Here is a 17,905-nt window from a genome sequence, read left to right on the forward strand (position 1 = left end):
ATTTACATCTTACCACATTGAATTGCAGTGTTTTAGCGTGGCGTAAGCCTTGTGTTGGTAGTATCTTTGTGACATGAAAACACAACAAAAAAATGACGTGAGCGCAATGCGTAGCGTCGGAGGGCAGTTAGCTGCCTTTATTATGTCCTTTATTGTGAAAATTGGCTTTTTGAAGCTGACGGTAGAACAGAAAATTGTGAGAGCCCGTGCGGTATTAGCCGCCATGACCGGTAATCCGAATTTCACCACACCATCTCCCACACTGGCCGATGTGACCACCGCAGTTGATGCGCTGGAACTGGCACAGCAAAACCTGCCCGGTGGCCCAGATGAAACGGAGATTCGTGACATCCGCGAGCAAGAACTGGATGTGCTGATGTCGAACCTACAGATATATGTGGAGGGCGAGGCACAGGGAAATCCAGAAATTGTTTTGAGTTCGGGAATGGAGACTCGCAATGCTCAAAGCCCTATCGGAATTCTGTTGGCTCCTGAAACGGCCATAGCTAAACAGGGTGCGGATGAAGGCTCGGTGAAGCTGAAATGGAAGTCGGTGAAGAAGAACTCAGGCTACCGTGTTGAAGGCAGCACCGATCCACTTTTAGGCTGGCCGATGGTGTATCAGGCGGAAAAGGCTTCGCTCAAGGTCTTTGATCTTGTGCCAGGCACCAAGTACTACTTTCGGGTAGCTACCTTGAGCCGCTATGGATACGAAGGCTTTAGTCCGGTAGTAACTATCCGTGTCGCCTTGCCGTAGGGTTAAACTGATACAGGTTTATAGTACGCCTCTTAGGAAAATCAGGTTTATTAAAATCCTCCCTCTACACTCCCTCCAGCGGGAGATAATTGGATGATTTTCCAAAGAGGTCTAATTTTCAGGCGCTTCCGAAAGGAGGCGCTTTTTTTTAGCTATAGCAGGTTTGGCAAATTCAGAATTTGTCAAACCTTAGCTTTTAGCAATTGCTTGCTGTCAGGATATACCCTTACAAAGGTTTCTATTTTGTCAGGCTTAACCCTTACTTATCATTTGTTTTTGTCAGGTTTAAGCCTTACATTTGACACAAATTTGTCAGGTAATACCTTTACAAGATGAACAAAAAAAATCTGCTGATACAGCAATTAAACAGGAAAATGGCTGCCTATGCTTCACTGAAGCAGGTGGCCGCACCTCCCACCGGTTGGATAAAAGCCATCCGCAATGCCCTTGGTATGTCCTTGCAACAGTTAGGGAATAAACTTTCCATCACCAAGCAAAGCGTTCAGGAAATTGAGCAACGGGAAAAAGATGGTTCCATTACTATCAAGTCGCTGAAAGAAGTGGCAAGAGTAATGGACATGCAATTGGTGTATGGTTTCGTTCCCAATGACGGTTCTCTCGATGCACTTATTGACCGAAAGGCAAAAGACCTTGCCAAACAAATTGTAATGCGAAGTTCCCAGACTATGAAACTGGAAGACCAGGAAAACTCGAACCAACGGATTGAAAATGCCATTGAGGAAAGAGCAAGCGCCATCAAAAATGAAATGCCTAAAACCTTATGGGATTAGAACTGGAATACATTGAAGGACAAACTCCCTTAGACGAAGATGAAAAAGAAGGGCTGCTTATTCCTTCCATTGCAACCCGAGGCGAACTCGATGAATTTGAACAGCAAAATATAGAACAAGCGGTTGAATGGTCTTTGAAGCGTTCATTTAAACAGCATGAAGTTTTTACTGAACCACTCATTAAAGCGGTTCACAAAAAGATGTATGGCGGCGTGTGGGGGTGGGCTGGTGCGTTCAGAAAAACAAATAAGAATATCGGAGTGGACAAGAGCCAGATTCCGCTTGAGTTAAAAAATCTGTTAGATGATTCGGTATTTTGGATCACTAACAAAGTGTATGAACCGGATGAACTAACTGTTCGCTTCAAACATCGTCTGGTAAGCATCCATTGTTTTCCAAATGGCAATGGAAGGCACAGTCGTTTAATGGCAGATATTGTCATTGAAAAAATCTTCAAACTGCCTGTTTTCACTTGGGGCGCAGGTGACCTTGTTCATTCTGGCGAAGTAAGAAAGAAATATCTCGATGGAATTAAAACAGCCGACCAAGGAGATTACAAATCACTTATTGCTTTTGCGAGGGCGTGAAAAAAATAATAAGCGGAACTGAACACCTTGCTTGAATTTAGATTCATTCAGAATGGCGAAACCCAAGTGTTTAGCTTCCCCATCCTCCCTTTTAATTCAAATAATCTCTTCAGAAAATCAGTTTTGTTTTAATGACCTCCCTCTGCACGCTCTTCAGTAGATTTGACAACTTTTTAAAAATTGTCAAATCTTATTTCACCAAAGCCCCTTGCAAGCGCATCAATTCTGTTTCAGCTACTTTGGTGTTGAAGCGGGCATTGACCAAGCGTGTTCGGGCATCTTCATAACTGTTTTGTGCTTCGCGCAGTTCGATGGCGGTGGATTGTGCAAGCCGGAAGCGCTCTAAAGCAATTTTGACATTTTCATCGGCTAACACAATATTATCTTCTTCAAGTTTTAATATTTCTTTGGTTGTTTCAAAATCTCTTAACACCTTGTAGAAATTGAGCTTGGTCTGAATTTTAGCCTTCTCTAAAGCAAATTGGCTGTTGAGTATTTGGATGCCAGCTATCTTGTATTGATGAATGGTATTTAATCCATTGAACAAAGGAACTGCCAAGGTGAATCCACCGCTTAGCCCATAGGTTTGATTGTATAAAGAAAAGCCTGCCGAACTTTGCGAACGGGTGAAGGCATAGGCCCCATTGACATTCAGGTTGGGAAGGAATTGAGCAAACACTTCCTTTTTGGAAAACCGAGCTATCTCTATATTTTTTGAAGCCGCCAACAACTGGAAATTTTTAGACTCCAGTTCGTTAGAAGAATTAAGATTTGTATCGTAGTTGATCGGGATAGAATCAGCAGTAATAAATTCTGTCTCTGCAGCACGAGCCAGAATGCGATTGAGCTCTGCTTTTTTCTGCTCAATTACTTTGTTCTGGTTCAACAAGCCGCTCTTCTGTTCATTCAAATCTACCTTGGCCTGTAGCCAATCCACCTTGGAAGAGGAGCCTACGCGAAATCGGGTTTCTGCCACTTTCACTCGCTCTTCAGAAATCTTGATGGCCTCGTTCAATGCTTTTAATTGCTGGTTGGCACTGACCACATCATAGTAGGCATTGATGGTTTGAGCAACTATAGTTTGCAAGGTGTCTTTGTAGTTCAACTCACCAATCTCTGCCAGGCGTTTCAGCTTAGATTTGGTGGCGAACATTTTAAGTCCGTCAAAAAGAGTCCAGCTAATGTTCAGAGCCGGATTGAGATTGTTGCCGCTCACATTTTTTTGATCTACCAACAAACCACTCGAAAACTTTTGATTGAGGTTGTTCAGTGAAGCGTTGTCCGTTACCGTGATATTTGCACGGGGCAACATGCCTGCGTTTCCGATGTTGTTATTTATAGAAGAGATTTCTTCTCTGTTCTTTGCAATTTGAATGTCGTAGTTATTTTTTAATGAAACTGCGATGGCTTGCTCCACTGTGAGCAGATCTTGAGCAAATACCTGACCGGTAATTAGGAGTAATAAAAGAAGGAAGCCTGACCTAATAACCATGCGACTTTTTAGTTCTGGACATATAAGAATACATAGCCGGGATGACATACAAAGTGAGAATCAGCGAAAACATGATTCCTCCAATAACCACAATGCCAAGTGGTATTCTGCTCTGTGCCCCTGAACCTAAAGCTAAGGCTATAGGAAGAGCGCCAAGCGATGTAGCGAGGCTCGTCATTAATATAGGCCGCAGACGAAGGGCTGATGCATCAATCACAGCAGATATTTTATCTTCTCCGGCTTTGCGTTTCTGGTTGGCGAATTCAACAATCAAAATACCGTTTTTGGTTACTAACCCAATCAACATGATAATGCCGATTTCGGAAAATATATTGATGGTCTGGTTAAACATCCAAAGACTGAGCAGGGCACCTGCAAGAGCCAGTGGCACTGTAAACATAATAATGAACGGATCTATAAAACTTTCAAACTGGGCAGCGAGGATGAGGAAAATGAGAATTAAAGCAAGAATAAAAGCGAAAGAAGTATTGGAGGAGCTTTCATCAAAATCGCGAGAAGGGCCTGATAGCGCGGTGCTGAAAGAGGCATCTAAAGTACTGTCTGCTATGGTGCGCATTTCTGCAATACCGTCACCGAGTGCCTGTCCGGGTGCTAAACCGGCAGATACAGTAGCTGATTTATAACGATTGTAGTGATACAGTTGTGGTGGATTGCTCTGCTCTTCAACTTTAACAAGATTGTCCAACTGTATTAACTGTCCTCTATTATTTCTGACAAAAAGAGAAGCAAGGTCAAGAGGCTTATCCCGATTGCTGCGTTCTACTTGGGCAATAACTTGATATTGCTTTCCGTTCATAATAAAATAGCCCAACCTTCCGGCACTGAAAGCTAATTGAAGAGTTCTGGAAATATCCATAACCGATACCCCCAACTCAGCCGCCTTCAAACGGTCAATGATCACTTGCAATTCGGGTTTATTGAACTTCAGATTGACATCCACCCCTTGAAACACGCTGCTTTTGTTGGCCCTATCTAAAAACAAGGGCAGTTTTTCTTTCAACTTATCTATATCGGTGGTTTGTATCACGAACTGCACCGGTAAAGAAGTTCTCGCGGCAAGACCTACCGAAATAGTTTGTTCTTGAATGGCAAATACTTTTCCCTCATTAAATTTAGAAACAGATTTGTTAAGAGCACCCACAATCTGTTGCTGTGAGCGCACTCTATCTTTCGGGTTGGTTAATGCCACCCGCATAAAAGCAATATTCACTGCACCACTTCCTGAAAAGCCGGGTGCTACGATACTCAGAAGGACTTTTTTTTCAGGAACAGAATCCATAATAAAAGCAGTCAGTTTATCTACGTACTGCGACATGTAATCATACGAGGTTCCTTCGGGTGCGGTAATGCTCATTCTGAAAAGGCTTCGGTCTTCAAGGGGTGCTAATTCTGTTTGTAGTATCTTTCCAAAAAGGACAATCAGTCCGAAACACACAGCGATAACAGGGAAAGCCATCCATCTCTTTTTCATGAATGCCTGCAAGGAACTTCTGTATGAGCGATCTACCCATTCAAAAAATGGTTCGGTCATTAGATAGAACTTTCCATGTGAAGAGTCTTTGGTTGTGAGCAGTACATTCAGTACCGGTGTGAGCGTCAGCGAAACAAATGCTGAAATCAATACGGCCCCTGCCAGCACAATACCAAATTCGCGAAAGAGACTGCCGACGAAGCCCTGTAAGAAGATAATAGGGATGAAAACCACCGCCAGCGTAATAGAGGTAGCGATGACCGCAAAAAAGATTTCGTTTGCTCCTTCCTCCGCCGCTTGGTGTTTATTCAATCCTTTTTCAAGTTTCTTAAAAATATTTTCAGTCACAACGATACCGTCATCCACCACAAGGCCAGTGGCAAGGACAATAGCCAGCAGCGTAAGAATATTAATACTGAAACCGGCGAGATACATAATGAAGAAGGCGCCAATCAGCGAAACCGGTATATCAATGAGCGGTCGAAGGGCAATCAGCCAGTTTCGGAAGAACAGATAAATGATAAGTACGACCAACAGAAATGCAATGCCGAGGGTTTCTACTACTTCTTCAATTGACCTCTTGACAAACAGAGTGGAGTCCAAAGCAATATCCACTTTGATGTCATCTGGCAAGTCTTTCTTAATATCCTCATAGCGTTTATAGAACTCCTTTGAAATTTCCAGATAATTTGAGCCGGGCTGAGGCACTAATGCCAACGCTACCATCGGTATTCCCGATTCCTTCAGAACAGACTCTTCATTCTCGGGACCCAACACTGCATATCCTATATCTTTCAACTGGATAACCTGATTGTCTGTAGCTTTGATAATCAGATTATTGAAATCGTCTTCGGTGGTCATTCGTCCGAACGTTCTTACAATCAATTCCGTAGCACTTCCATAAATTTTCCCTCCTGGCAAGTCCACATTTTCCCGGGCCAAAGCATTTTCAACATCATTAAACGCTAACTCCTTCGCGGCTAATTTCATGGGGTCTATCCAAAGACGCATGGAATATTTTCTTTGCCCCCATATTTGTACTCCGCTGACCCCGGGAATAGTTTGAAGTCTGTCTAATAGTACGTTTTCAGCATAATCGCTTAGCTGTGTGACATTGCGCGTATCGCTCTGCACCGTCATCGAAATGATGGCGTCTGAATTAGCATCAGCCTTGGTTACTACCGGTGGAGCATCAATATCCTGTGGCAGTTGTCTTGCCGCTTGCGAAACTTTGTCTCGCACATCGTTGGCAGCAGCTTCGAGACTATAGCCCACATTAAATTCAACGGTGATGACGCTGGATCCCAAATTACTCGCCGAAGATATAGTACGAATGCCGGGCACTCCATTAATGGCTTTCTCTAAAGGTTCAGTAATTTGCGATTCTATAACATCCGCATTGGCTCCCGTATAGCTGGTACGAACCGTAATGGTTGGTGGATCAATAGATGGATACTCCCGAACACCCAGAAACTTAAATCCGATCAGTCCGAACAAGACAATGATGATGCTCATCACCACCGTAAGAACCGGACGCCTTAAACTTAGACTGGAGAGACTCATTTTCTTTTACCTACCCGTTTACTCTGTCAATTTTTTCAACTTCAAATCCATACCAGGCTTTACATACATGATGGCAGTGGTTACGACCGTGTCGCCGGGCATAATGCCATCAGTTACCTGTATATAGCTTTCAGTTCTGATTCCGGTTTCTACAATTCTGAAATCTGCTTTGCCATCTTTGAGAACGATTACTTTTTTAGTACGCGCTTCGGGAATGATGCTTTGGGTAGGAATCATCATTGCATTATCAATAGCCTTTAAACCCAAGTCAATTTTTGCAAAAGCACCAGGCAATAAGGTTGCCTTTGCGTTTCCTACTAGGGCACGTGCCTTGATCGTTCGCGTAGTTTCATCAACATGTGGTTCAATAGCAAATATTTTTCCAGAGAAACTTTCGGAGAATCCATCCACGGTAAATTTGATTAGATCTCCTTTTCTCATAGAAGATTGATATTTCTCCGGGACAGAAAAATCTACTTTTAATGGATCTATCTGTTGCAGGCTGGCTATGGAGACACTGGGTGAAACAAAAGCGCCTATGCTTACATTTCGCAAACCCATAATGCCATTAAAAGGAGCCTTTATTTCTGTTTTTGTAATCTGCGCCTGTACATAATCTATATCGGCACTAATCCCCTTCAAAGCAGTCAGCGCATTGTCATAATCTTGTTGCCCGATACCATTAATAGCCAGTAATTGTTTTAGCCGCTGCTCTGTCTTTTCGGCTGTTTCTTTTTGGGCTTCGAGTTTACGGAGTTGCGCTTGCAAATCGGCATCAAATAATTTAACCAATAGAGCGCCTTTGGTTACGGGGGCACCTTCGTTCAGGTTAAGCTGAGTAATCTTGCCGGAAACTTCGGCATGTAATTCCACATCCTCGTTAGCAAGCAAAGTACCCGAAGCGATTATTTTATTCTCTAATGTTTTTGGCTGAACAATAAAGCCCTCCACCGACATTGAATTCGGGGGACCTCCGGCAGGACCTCGACCTGCTTTCTCGGGCGGATGTAGGACTTTGTTATAAATGATAACTCCACCGATGAGCAGAACGATTCCCCCAAAAAACCAGATTGATTTACTCATTGGGAAAAAATTTAAGGGCGCAAAGGTTAAAAAAAAAGGCTCATAGAGGCATTTCAACGTAAAAAATATCTCTTTGTTCAGCATAATAATTGTTATACCGTTATAGAGGACTAATTTTTCAGGAGCTAATTGAAATTTTGACGGTTCTCTCAAAAATATCGCGATAGCCATCAACTATATAACCTATCTTAATTTGCATCCAACTGTGCTTGGGCTTTTCAAACTCCTCTTATAAATCTAGACAACCTGAGAATCCGGCTCTTACTAAATCCCTGTTTTTAGCTAACAGGTGCCGAGTAGCTACGGACAGAGACCTATCTTTAGCTAACAGGGACCGAGTAGCTACGAGTAGGCACCTTTCTCTTACTAACAGGGACCGAGTAGCTACGAACTGGGACCTGTCTCTTGCTAACAGGGACCGAATAGCTGGAGATGGGTACCGAATAGCAAAGGATCAGTCAAAAGTGGAAAGAGATGAGGACACTTTGGCAAAGAACTTGCTGAAAAGACAAAATCTAATACATATATAGCTACCCCTTTTGTAACACATATTTTCAGACAATAATCATGATCGAACTAATCTGGAAAGGGAAATACAAAGACGAGAAAAAATAACTCTTGTGTGCTATGTATATTTTGTTCACATCAAATAAACAACTATTTTCTATTTTTTAGCAGCCTATTTTTTAACCTACATCAGTCCATTTACAGTTAAAAATCTGCGTAATTCTTTTTCGTCAATTCTATTGTGTAATAGGGTAGAAAACGAATACAAATTATGAGCGATGGTTTCTTCTTTAGATGCTGAATATGAATTTGGTATTTTAATATTTGGAGCGGGAGTAATTGATAAATAATGTTGATAAATAAACTAAACGAAAATACCCGATATGAACCTCTTAATCATACTTTAGCCTCCAATCAGGGACTATTTATAGTAGAGCATTTATAAATTACTGTCTGATAACAATCATCGTAAACTCATCATAAAACCAGCTTATGAAAAGAAAGCTACTATCAATTACAGCCATACTACTAACGATTTTCGCTTCTGTAGTTGCGCAGGTTCCCCAAAAGATTAATTATCAGGCAGTGGTTAGAGATGTCGCAGGACAACCTCTTCCAGATGGGTCAAACGTAACAGTCCGGTTTCAGATCCATGATGGAAGCATTCAGGGGCCGGTTGTTTTTCAGGAAACAAGTAGTGCAACCACTAATCAGTTTGGGCTAATTTCATTGGTGATTGGATCCTCTGGCAATTTGAATTCGGTTAACTGGGGTGTTTCATCGAAATATTTACAAGTTGAGGTAGATCCTAATGGAGGGAATAATTATACCGACATGGGGACTTCGCAGTTGTTGAGCGTTCCTTATGCGTTATTTGCTGCTAATAGTGCAAATGGTCCTCCGGGTTCTACAGGTCCACAGGGAGCCACAGGCCCTGCTGGTGCCATAGGCCCTGCCGGAGCCGACGGACCAACTGGTTCAGCTGGCCCTCAGGGGACTCAAGGTGTTGCGGGTATTCCCGGAGCAACAGGAGCTACCGGTATGAATGGAATTCAAGGTCCCGCAGGAGCTACAGGTGGTGTTGGGCCACAAGGGCCAACTGGGATAGCTGGAGCAGATGGTGTTACAGGAGCAACTGGAGCTAACGGCATTCAAGGTGCTCCAGGAGCTACAGGCGGTGTCGGACCACAAGGACCTACGGGTGCCGCCGGAGTGGATGGCGCTGTAGGTGCAACCGGCGCTGATGGCGCACCGGGCGCAACCGGCTCTACTGGAGCGGATGGTGCTTCGGGTGCTCAAGGGCCGACCGGGTTAGATGGTGCCACAGGGCCAACTGGTGGTGCTGCAAACTTAAGTGGTACACGTAACTATGTAGTGAAATTTACACCGGACGGGTTGAACGGAGGAAACTCTCAAATATTTGATACAGATTCAACCATCGGGATTGGAACAACAAATCCACTGACACAAGTACATATAAATGGAGCTAACTTCGGCGAGGTTCTTATTTCTTCTCCTGGCAGTTCTGCAGGTCTGATTGTTTCTGCTTTATCACCGGGCAGTCCTTCAGCTTTGGTCTCAGACAAAGCAAGCTCAACAGGCCAAAATGGAATAATCTTGTCAAAAGGGCTGGTCACATCACCAAATTGGTTGATTGGAACAGCGTTTTCGGACGACCTGAGATTCTTTAACTATGATATGGCTACTAATTTTGGTTATGGCGATGTGTTGAATATATCTCCAAGTACCGGTAATATCGGTATAGGTACCCCAACTCCAGGAGGGCTGGTTGAAATAAACTCGGCCAACAATTTTGCAAACTATTTACAAACTTTTAATGGACAGAATCTACTTAATATGGTAGATACTTTTGGATTGGTATTTCAAGGCCAGGCACTCCTGAATCAGGAAAACGCGGGAGACGGATATAATATCTTGTCTAACAAATCGGGAGCATTCGAAAATGCAGCTTTTGTAAAGGACAATATAAATTCTGGAACTTCAACCATGCTTCTGATCGGTAACTTGGCTCCGGGCGCGCCTACTCTGGAAGTAGATGCTTATGCCAATCAGGTTGCGGCTATGTTTTTTGGCTCGGTCAGTATTATTGATGGTACCGAAGCAAAGAATCGAGTATTTACTTCTGATTCTTTAGGTAATGGTTCTTGGAAAGATTTAAGTTCGCTAGGTGCTATTGGTGCTACTGGACCTACGGGTGCAGATGGAGCCAATGGGCCGGCAGGAGCAGATGGCGCTACAGGTGCAAACGGGAATGACGGAGCTACAGGCCCACAAGGTGAACCGGGCGCAACAGGTGCTACTGGTCCGCAAGGTGATATTGGCCCCATCGGTCCAACAGGTCCTAGTGGAGGTCCAATCGGCCCAACAGGCGCAGACGGAAATGACGGAGCTACAGGCCCACAAGGTGAACCGGGCGCTACAGGCGCTAATGGTAATGATGGAGCCACCGGTCCACAAGGAGAGGTTGGCCCTACAGGCGCTGATGGTCCAACAGGACCAGGAGGAGGAGCAACGGGTGCAACAGGCGCAAACGGGAATGACGGAGCTACAGGTCCACAAGGTGAACCGGGCGCTACAGGTGCCAATGGTAATGATGGAGCCACCGGTCCGCAAGGAGAAGTTGGCCCTACAGGCGCTGATGGTCCAACAGGACCAGGAGGAGGAGCGACGGGTGCAACAGGAGCAAACGGGAATGACGGAGCTACTGGCCCACAAGGCGAGCCGGGCGCTACAGGCGCTAATGGTAATGATGGAGCCCCCGGTCCACAAGGAGAGGTTGGCCCTACAGGCGCTGATGGTCCAACAGGACCAGGAGGAGGAGCAACGGGTGCAACAGGAGCAAACGGGAATGACGGAGCTACTGGCCCACAAGGCGAGCCGGGCGCTACTGGTGCCAATGGCAATGATGGAGCCACCGGACCGCAAGGAGAGGTTGGCCCTACAGGCGCTGATGGTCCAACAGGACCAGGAGGAGGAGCGACGGGTGCAACAGGGGCAGATGGTAATGACGGAGCTACTGGCCCACAAGGTGAACCGGGCGCTACTGGTGCCAATGGCAATGATGGAGCCACCGGACCGCAAGGAGAGGTTGGCCCTACAGGCGCTGATGGTCCAACAGGACCAGGAGGAGGAGCGACGGGTGCAACAGGGGCAGATGGTAATGACGGAGCTACTGGCCCACAAGGTGAACCGGGCGCTACAGGTGCCAATGGCAATGATGGAGCCACCGGTCCGCAAGGAGAAGTTGGCCCTACAGGCGCTGATGGTAACGACGGTGTTACTGGTCCTCAAGGAGATTTGGGTCCAACAGGAGCAAATGGTAATGATGGAGCCACCGGTCCACAAGGAGAGGTTGGTCCTACAGGCGCTGATGGTCCAACAGGGCCAGGAGGAGGAGCAACGGGTGCAACAGGCGCAGACGGAGCTACTGGTCCACAAGGTGAACCGGGCGCAACGGGTGCAAATGGTAATGATGGTGCCACCGGTCCTCAAGGAGAGGTTGGCCCAACAGGCGCTGATGGTCCTACAGGGGCAGGAGGAGGAGCAACTGGTGCAACAGGAGCAGACGGAAATGACGGAGCTGTAGGCCCTAAAGGAGATACCGGCGCTACTGGAGCTGATGGTAATGATGGAGCTGTAGGTCCAAAAGGAGATACCGGAGCTACGGGTGCCAACGGTAATGACGGTGCTGTTGGTGCAACAGGTGCTAATGGTAACGATGGAGCTGTAGGCCCTAAAGGAGATACCGGCGCTACAGGTGCCAATGGTAATGACGGTGCTGTTGGTGCAACAGGTGCTAATGGTAACGATGGAGCTGTAGGCCCTAAAGGAGATACTGGAGCTACGGGTGCTAATGGTAACGACGGTGCTGCCGGCCCAACTGGAGCTGATGGTAATGATGGAGCTGTAGGCCCTAAAGGAGATACCGGAGCTACGGGTGCGAATGGTAATGATGGCAATAATGGCCCACAAGGTATTACTGGACCGACAGGACCAATTGGCCCAACAGGCGGGGGATCCGCCAATTTGAGTGGAACAGAAAACTATATTATAAAATTCACGCCGGATGGTCAATCAGGGGGGAATTCTGTTATGTACGATGATGGAACTCACGTTGGAATCGGCACAACAAGCCCTTCTGCTTACTTGGATATTTATGAAACTACTATAGGCTCACTGACTGACCTGATTAATCTGGCGAATGACGGCGATGGCTTCAATATTGTATCCTACAAGACGGGGGTAGGTATCGCTAATAGTTTTGCAAAAGATAATGATACATCGGGATCATCTACCATGTATATTAGTGGCAATCTAGAGTTGGGAACCCCGACTTTGGAGGTTTATGCGGGCAATAATGAACTTGCCGCCTATTTAGGTGGTCAATTAAAGATTGTAGATGGCACTGAAGGAGAGAATAAGGTACTGACGAGTGATGCTGATGGTTTGGCTTCTTGGAAGGACTTAGAGGCTATTACAGGTAGTACGGTGGCTTTTAGCGCTGGAGACCAGATAGGCACTGGTGTTTTAGATCTCACCACAACACCAATGATTTTTGATTCGGTTTTCTATAACTTAGGAGGAGGTTATGATCCAAACACTGGGGAATTTACTGCACCAGTGACAGGATTGTATCATTTTGATGCTTCAATTTTGTGGGGATTCCCTCCAGTCTTCCCAGTTGCAGGGGGCTACTATGAGCTTGACTATTTAGTGAACGGCGTTGTTACAAATGTAGAGATTCAAACATTCGCCGCCGGTGAATGGAGCAATTTATCCAGATCTACTGATCTATATCTAAACGTGGGAGATATTGTGAGTGTTCAAATATTGCATAATAGTGGCACAGTAGAGGTTACAACACCGGATGCAGCTAATTCAACCTTCACAGGACATTTAATTCGTTAATCTGTAACTCAATTAAAACTAAAAAACAGTAGTTATGAAAAAGACAATAATCACAGCCCTTATTTCGGGAACCTTGTTTGTTTCCTATGGACAACAAAGAATTATAGGTGGCGAAACGAATACACCCAAATCAGCTCTATTACAAGAAGCTGCCAGGGTGAGGTTGCAATCAAGTACTGAAAGTCAGGCAAAGAGTACACAGATTCTTTCCAACGAGCAGCTAAAAGCGAAACAAGATGTCGCTGGCGCCGAGCGTTTAAGAGCTATGTCAGCGATGCAGAAAAAACAGAGCGGGAAAGCTACCATTTTGGAAATGAATCAATCAAAGGAGCATCATGCAGTTGCTCCCTTAACGCCAGAGCAAAACGAAGCACGAATTGCCCGGATGAATGCATATAAGGAAATGCAGGTAGCAAGAGAAAAGGCAAATACCTCTAAATTGAGCGTTCAACCACCATCTTCAAGTCCTAGAAGATCTTTAAGCCAGCCTTCGCGGCCGACTTCTATTCTGGAAAGAGGTGCAAAAAGTAAGTAAAAATCTAGTTCAGTAATTTATGAGAAGGAGCCGAAGTTTTGGCTCCTTTTTTTATTGATACAGGTTCTGTTGTCTATATTTTTGGAATTCTAAAAGGCACTGGTGAAAATTATTTGTAGCAGGAGTCAAGAAAAGTTTGTCCATTTGAAAAAACACCCTATTTTTACTCAAAATTAGATTATGAAGAAAATATACATTGCTATCACGGCGCTTTTTACAGCAGGTTTTTTGAATGCACAAATGCTTACTCCAACGGTAATTGCCAGTGCGGGTGGTTTTGCAACCGGTTCTGGATCCAATAATTTTACCTTATCTTATACGGTCGGCGAAATGACGATGGTTGAAACGTTTAACGCAAACGGCATTTGGTTGACTCAAGGATTTCAACAACCAAATGATCAGGTTACTGGTTTATTAGATTTAGTAGGAGATGGATTCGGTTCTTTTGTTGTTTATCCTAATCCTGCGGTAGATAATGTATGGTATGGTTTTGAACTTCCTGAAGCTGGAAGAGTTTCCATCGCTATGTACAACGCTATTGGTCAGAACATCGGTCAGCTATACCAAAGCAATTATGACAATGGGAAGATTGTTCAGCAGACAAACGTTTCTACTCTGGCTGCCGGTCTTTATATGTTGACCATGAATTTTACTTCTAACCGAGACAACAAGGAACACGTAATCACCAAGAAATTTCAGGTAATAAATTAATTCTTAAAGGTTTTTTTGTAATCAATCTGGACCCCGGAAGCAATTCCGGGGTTCTGTTTTTTTATGGAGTTACCGATTCCCGAATTTTTCCTTTAACAGGTTTTGCATGGCCTGCATTTCATCTCTGAGTTTGGCAGCGGTTAAGTAATCTGTCTCTTTAGAAGCCTCCAACATTTTTTTGCGTGTGTCATCAATGGACTTGGTAAGTTGTTCCGCAGTCATGTATTGAAGTACTGGTTCGGCTACTAAGCTCAGTTCTTCTTGTTCAATATAAGCATCGGGTGAGATACCCCGTATATCAAGTACTGAAGCCTGTTTCATGATTTCATCTCTCGACTTGAAAATTGTTTCTGGAGTGATGCCGTGCTCGGTGTTATACTTAATTTGCTTTTCTCTTCTCCGACTGGTTTCATCAATCGTTAACTGCATACTGTTAGTGATAGTGTCTGCATACATGATTACTTTGCCATTCACGTTTCGCGCAGCACGTCCGCTTACCTGTATCAGGCTTCGACGGTTGCGCAAAAAGCCTTCCTTATCTGCATCGAGAATCGCCACGAGAGAAACCTCAGGAAGATCTAACCCTTCTCTAAGTAAATTCACCCCAATAAGTACATCGAATTTACCTAGCCGTAAGTCTCGAATAATTTCTATGCGGTCCAGGGTGTGAACCTCGCTGTGAATATAACGGCACTTGACACCCACCCTTCCCAGATATTTATTCAGCTCTTCCGCCATCCTTTTGGTAAGAGTCGTTACTAAAACCCGCTCTTGTTTTTTGACGCACTCGTCAATTTCTTCAATCAAATCATCCACCTGATTCTGCGTTGGGCGTACTTCAATTGGTGGGTCAAGAAGGCCGGTTGGTCGTACTATCTGCTCAACAAATACTCCCTCGGTTTTCCCCATCTCATAATCGCCTGGTGTGGCACTTACATAAATGGTCTGATTGACTTTGGCTTCAAATTCATGGAAACTGAGCGGACGATTATCCAACGCAGAAGGAAGCCGAAACCCATATTCAACTAGATTCATTTTTCTACTGCGATCACCTCCGTACATACCACCAATCTGTGGCACGGTGACGTGACTTTCGTCTATCACCATCAAAAAATCATCCGGAAAATAATCTAGCAAACAATATGGGCGTGTTCCTTTGGCACGGCGATCCATAAAGCGAGAGTAATTTTCGATCCCGGAACAATATCCCAACTCCCGCATCATCTCCATATCAAACTCAGTTCGTTCTCTCAGCCGTAATTCGTGAGTTTCCCTAGCGTTCTGCCTGAAGAAGTTTCAAAACTTTCCACCCCCTCAATCTCGTCGCCAAAAAAGGTAATTCGGTAGGCATAATCCACGTATGGCAGAGCCACCTCTACCACATCACCCTTCACGCGAAAGGTGCCGCGCAGCAATTCATTATCACTGCGTGAATACAAGCTATCCACCAAGTTATGAAGTAAACGGTTGCGCGCTATAACCTGTCCAACTTGAATCCGAATAATGCCGCTTTCGTAATCCACAGGATTTCCTAATCCATAAATACAACTTACCGATGCCACTACAATAATGTCGCGCCGACCTGAAAGCAGAGAGGCTGTGGTGCTGAGCCTGAGCTTATCAATCTCATCATTAACCGCTAAATCCTTTTCAATATAAACACCAGTGGAGGGAATGTAGGCTTCGGGTTGGTAGTAGTCGTAGTAAGAGACAAAATACTCTACAGCATTGTCAGGAAAGAATTGTTTAAACTCACCATAAAGCTGTGATACCAGGGTTTTATTATGAGAAAGGATGAGTGTTGGCCGCTGCGTCTGTTGTATGACATTGGCAATCGTGAATGTTTTTCCCGAACCGGTAACACCTAATAATACCTGATCATTTTCATTATTGGTCACCCCCTCGGTTAGCTGGATAATGGCTTCCGGCTGGTCGCCCGAAGGCTTATATTTGGTCGTGAGTTTAAATTCCATTTTTAATAAAGGGGGACAAAGTTAAACACCAGACGTTAAAACTGCTTGTTTCATTATATTTTTTCCATGATTTTCGGCTGGAAGCAGAATAATCATTCGTCATTCCTCCCCCCTCAACTTTTCTTAACGATTGACCCCTTTCATGTTCTCGCAAAACGTGTAAACTTGCAGAAACATTCTTTTTATGAAACGTTATCTAATTCTAATAATCGGAATATTTTTTTTGACGGGCACGACCTTAGCGCAAACAAAAAAGACTTCAAAAGCCAAACGGCTGCCTATTGATACTTCTAAGTTTGTATTAGTTCAAGCGGGCAAATTTTCTATGGGTACGGACAAGCCGGTGGAGCCACAAGAAGGGCCGGTGCATGAGGTGCAGGTAAATAGTTTCTGGATTGGGAAAACGGAAGTGACGACAGAGGACTATGACAAATTTCTGTTAGACAACCAACGTGATACTATGGGTAGTTCCGGCTGGGGTCGCGGGAAGCAACCTGCAATCTTTGTTTCATGGGATGATGCAGTAGCATACTGTAACTGGCTGAGCGCGAAAGAGAAGCTGTCTAAATATTACTATATAGATACCACCGGTAAGGTGATTTGCAGGGATACTGCCAAAGGTTACCGTCTGCCTACCGAGGCTGAATGGGAGTTTGCCGCCCGTGGAGGCAATTCTTCTAAAGGTTTTGAATATGCCGGAAGTAAAAATATGGATGAGGTGGTGTGGTATAAAAGCAATGGCAACCGCGCTATGCCGGTGGGTAGAAAAATGCCGAATGAACTCGGGATATTCGACATGAATGGAAATGTGTGGGAATGGGTTTGGGATATATATAGCCGGGACTATTATTCGCATTCTCCCGCCAATGATCCTCGCGGTGCCGAAACAGGTCTATACCGTGTTATGCGCGGTGGGGCATTTTATAACACTCCGCAATATTGCCGTATTGTGACTCGCCAGAATAGCTATGTTAACTTTCGTCAGAACAGCGTAGGTTTTCGGTTAGCAAGAACCTACTATCCATAGGAATTTATTGGATGAGCTTTTGTCTCCCTGCGCCTCCGCCTTTTATTGTGTATCTTTGCAGCGTAATGAGAGTGATATGAGTACGAATCTAATGGTTGAAATATATACGGAAGGAACTCCTAATCCCGAGAGTTTAAAATTTGTAACCGACCGGCACATACTGCCCAACTTTCAGTTGGATTTCAGGACGAGAGAGCTGGCGGAGGGTTCTCTTTTGGCAAAAACACTTTTTGAAAGTCCTTTTGTCCATAGCGTTTTTATCTCCAATAACTTCATTACCATCACTAAAAAACCGGATTACGATTGGTTTGAAATTACTCCCGAACTAAAGGAAGAAGTAAAAAAGTTTTTGCAAAGTGGACAGAAACCGGTGGATGACGCATTACTACCCAAAGATATTTTGGAAAGTCAGCAATCGGAAACTGTTGCCACCGATCCGATAAGCAAAATTAAAGACC

At 44.6% G+C, this 17,905-nt stretch carries 11 protein-coding genes and 3 pseudogenes; 10 read left to right on the top strand and 4 right to left on the bottom strand.

The genetic code is table 11. The features are described from left to right. Positions 1–73 precede the first annotated feature (73 nt). The 3 genes from IPP77_15795 to IPP77_15805 all read left to right on the top strand — a co-directional run bounded on the left by IPP77_15795 (position 74) and on the right by IPP77_15805 (position 2,135). Positions 74–757 (top strand): fibronectin type III domain-containing protein, encoded by a 684-nt coding sequence (locus IPP77_15795; protein MBL0311068.1) that lies wholly within the window; start codon positions 74–76, stop codon positions 755–757. A gap of 332 nt (positions 758–1,089) precedes the next feature. Beyond that, positions 1,090–1,548, top strand: coding sequence for a mobile mystery protein A (locus IPP77_15800; protein MBL0311069.1), 459 nt, complete (start codon positions 1,090–1,092; stop codon positions 1,546–1,548). After that, the gene (locus IPP77_15805) at positions 1,539–2,135 is read left to right on the top strand and encodes a mobile mystery protein B (protein MBL0311070.1); all 597 of its coding nucleotides are present in this window, start codon (positions 1,539–1,541) and stop codon (positions 2,133–2,135) included. The genes IPP77_15800 and IPP77_15805 overlap by 10 nt, the downstream gene beginning before the upstream one ends. A 190-nt stretch (positions 2,136–2,325) precedes the next feature. Here the strand turns inward: IPP77_15805 and IPP77_15810 are convergent, their stop codons facing one another. From IPP77_15810 to IPP77_15820, 3 genes are read right to left on the bottom strand one after another with little or no spacing between them, the layout of a single operon-like run. Then, on the bottom strand, positions 2,326–3,627 hold the full coding sequence (locus IPP77_15810) for a TolC family protein (GenBank protein MBL0311071.1): 1,302 nt from the start codon (positions 3,625–3,627) through the stop codon (positions 2,326–2,328). Continuing rightward, on the bottom strand, positions 3,617–6,682 hold the full coding sequence (locus tag IPP77_15815) for an efflux RND transporter permease subunit (GenBank protein MBL0311072.1): 3,066 nt from the start codon (positions 6,680–6,682) through the stop codon (positions 3,617–3,619). The genes IPP77_15810 and IPP77_15815 overlap by 11 nt, the downstream gene beginning before the upstream one ends. A gap of 18 nt (positions 6,683–6,700) precedes the next feature. Continuing rightward, positions 6,701–7,765: an efflux RND transporter periplasmic adaptor subunit gene (locus tag IPP77_15820; GenBank protein MBL0311073.1), complete on the bottom strand. Its 1,065-nt coding sequence runs from the start codon at positions 7,763–7,765 to the stop codon at positions 6,701–6,703. A gap of 999 nt (positions 7,766–8,764) precedes the next feature. On the opposite strand from IPP77_15820, the pseudogene IPP77_15825 reads away from it, so the two are divergent. From IPP77_15825 to IPP77_15845, 5 genes and pseudogenes are all read left to right on the top strand, one after another. Next, positions 8,765–9,511 (top strand): annotated as a pseudogene (locus IPP77_15825) (collagen-like protein). Positions 9,512–10,354: 843 nt separating this feature from the next. Next, positions 10,355–12,310 (top strand): annotated as a pseudogene (locus tag IPP77_15830) (collagen-like protein). Positions 12,311–12,385: 75 nt separating this feature from the next. Continuing rightward, positions 12,386–13,201 carry a hypothetical protein gene (locus IPP77_15835; GenBank protein MBL0311074.1) on the top strand — a complete coding sequence of 272 codons (816 nt, stop codon included), beginning with the start codon at positions 12,386–12,388 and terminating at the stop codon, positions 13,199–13,201. 34 nt (positions 13,202–13,235) lie between these two features. After that, positions 13,236–13,736, top strand: coding sequence for a hypothetical protein (locus IPP77_15840; protein ID MBL0311075.1), 501 nt, complete (start codon positions 13,236–13,238; stop codon positions 13,734–13,736). Positions 13,737–13,916: 180 nt separating this feature from the next. Further along, positions 13,917–14,447, top strand: coding sequence for a T9SS type A sorting domain-containing protein (locus IPP77_15845; protein MBL0311076.1), 531 nt, complete (start codon positions 13,917–13,919; stop codon positions 14,445–14,447). A 69-nt stretch (positions 14,448–14,516) separates the two neighbouring features. Here IPP77_15845 and IPP77_15850 read toward each other — a convergent pair. Continuing rightward, a pseudogene (locus tag IPP77_15850) lies at positions 14,517–16,420 on the bottom strand (excinuclease ABC subunit UvrB). Positions 16,421–16,604: 184 nt separating this feature from the next. On the opposite strand from IPP77_15850, the gene IPP77_15855 reads away from it, so the two are divergent. Together IPP77_15855 and IPP77_15860 are read left to right on the top strand one after the other, a co-directional pair. Next, positions 16,605–17,447: a formylglycine-generating enzyme family protein gene (locus IPP77_15855; GenBank protein MBL0311077.1), complete on the top strand. Its 843-nt coding sequence runs from the start codon at positions 16,605–16,607 to the stop codon at positions 17,445–17,447. A gap of 76 nt (positions 17,448–17,523) precedes the next feature. Next, on the top strand, positions 17,524–17,905 hold a 382-nt coding region (locus tag IPP77_15860; GenBank protein MBL0311078.1), incomplete at its 3' end, for a NifU N-terminal domain-containing protein.

It is taken from the genome of Bacteroidota bacterium (genome assembly GCA_016722375.1).
Lineage (GTDB): Bacteria > Bacteroidota > Bacteroidia > Chitinophagales > LD1 > Bog-950.

Bases quoted from the DNA above. Each gene is read 5' to 3' on its own strand.
- IPP77_15795 (MBL0311068.1), top strand. From the start codon at position 74: ATGAAAACACAACAAAAAAATGACGTGAGCGCAATGCGTAGCGTCGGA.
- IPP77_15800 (MBL0311069.1), top strand. From the start codon at position 1,090: ATGAACAAAAAAAATCTGCTGATACAGCAATTAAACAGGAAAATGGCT.
- IPP77_15805 (MBL0311070.1), top strand. From the start codon at position 1,539: ATGGGATTAGAACTGGAATACATTGAAGGACAAACTCCCTTAGACGAA.
- IPP77_15810 (MBL0311071.1), bottom strand. From the start codon at position 3,627: ATGGTTATTAGGTCAGGCTTCCTTCTTTTATTACTCCTAATTACCGGT.
- IPP77_15815 (MBL0311072.1), bottom strand. From the start codon at position 6,682: ATGAGTCTCTCCAGTCTAAGTTTAAGGCGTCCGGTTCTTACGGTGGTG.
- IPP77_15820 (MBL0311073.1), bottom strand. From the start codon at position 7,765: ATGAGTAAATCAATCTGGTTTTTTGGGGGAATCGTTCTGCTCATCGGT.
- IPP77_15835 (MBL0311074.1), top strand. From the start codon at position 12,386: ATGTACGATGATGGAACTCACGTTGGAATCGGCACAACAAGCCCTTCT.
- IPP77_15840 (MBL0311075.1), top strand. From the start codon at position 13,236: ATGAAAAAGACAATAATCACAGCCCTTATTTCGGGAACCTTGTTTGTT.
- IPP77_15845 (MBL0311076.1), top strand. From the start codon at position 13,917: ATGAAGAAAATATACATTGCTATCACGGCGCTTTTTACAGCAGGTTTT.
- IPP77_15855 (MBL0311077.1), top strand. From the start codon at position 16,605: ATGAAACGTTATCTAATTCTAATAATCGGAATATTTTTTTTGACGGGC.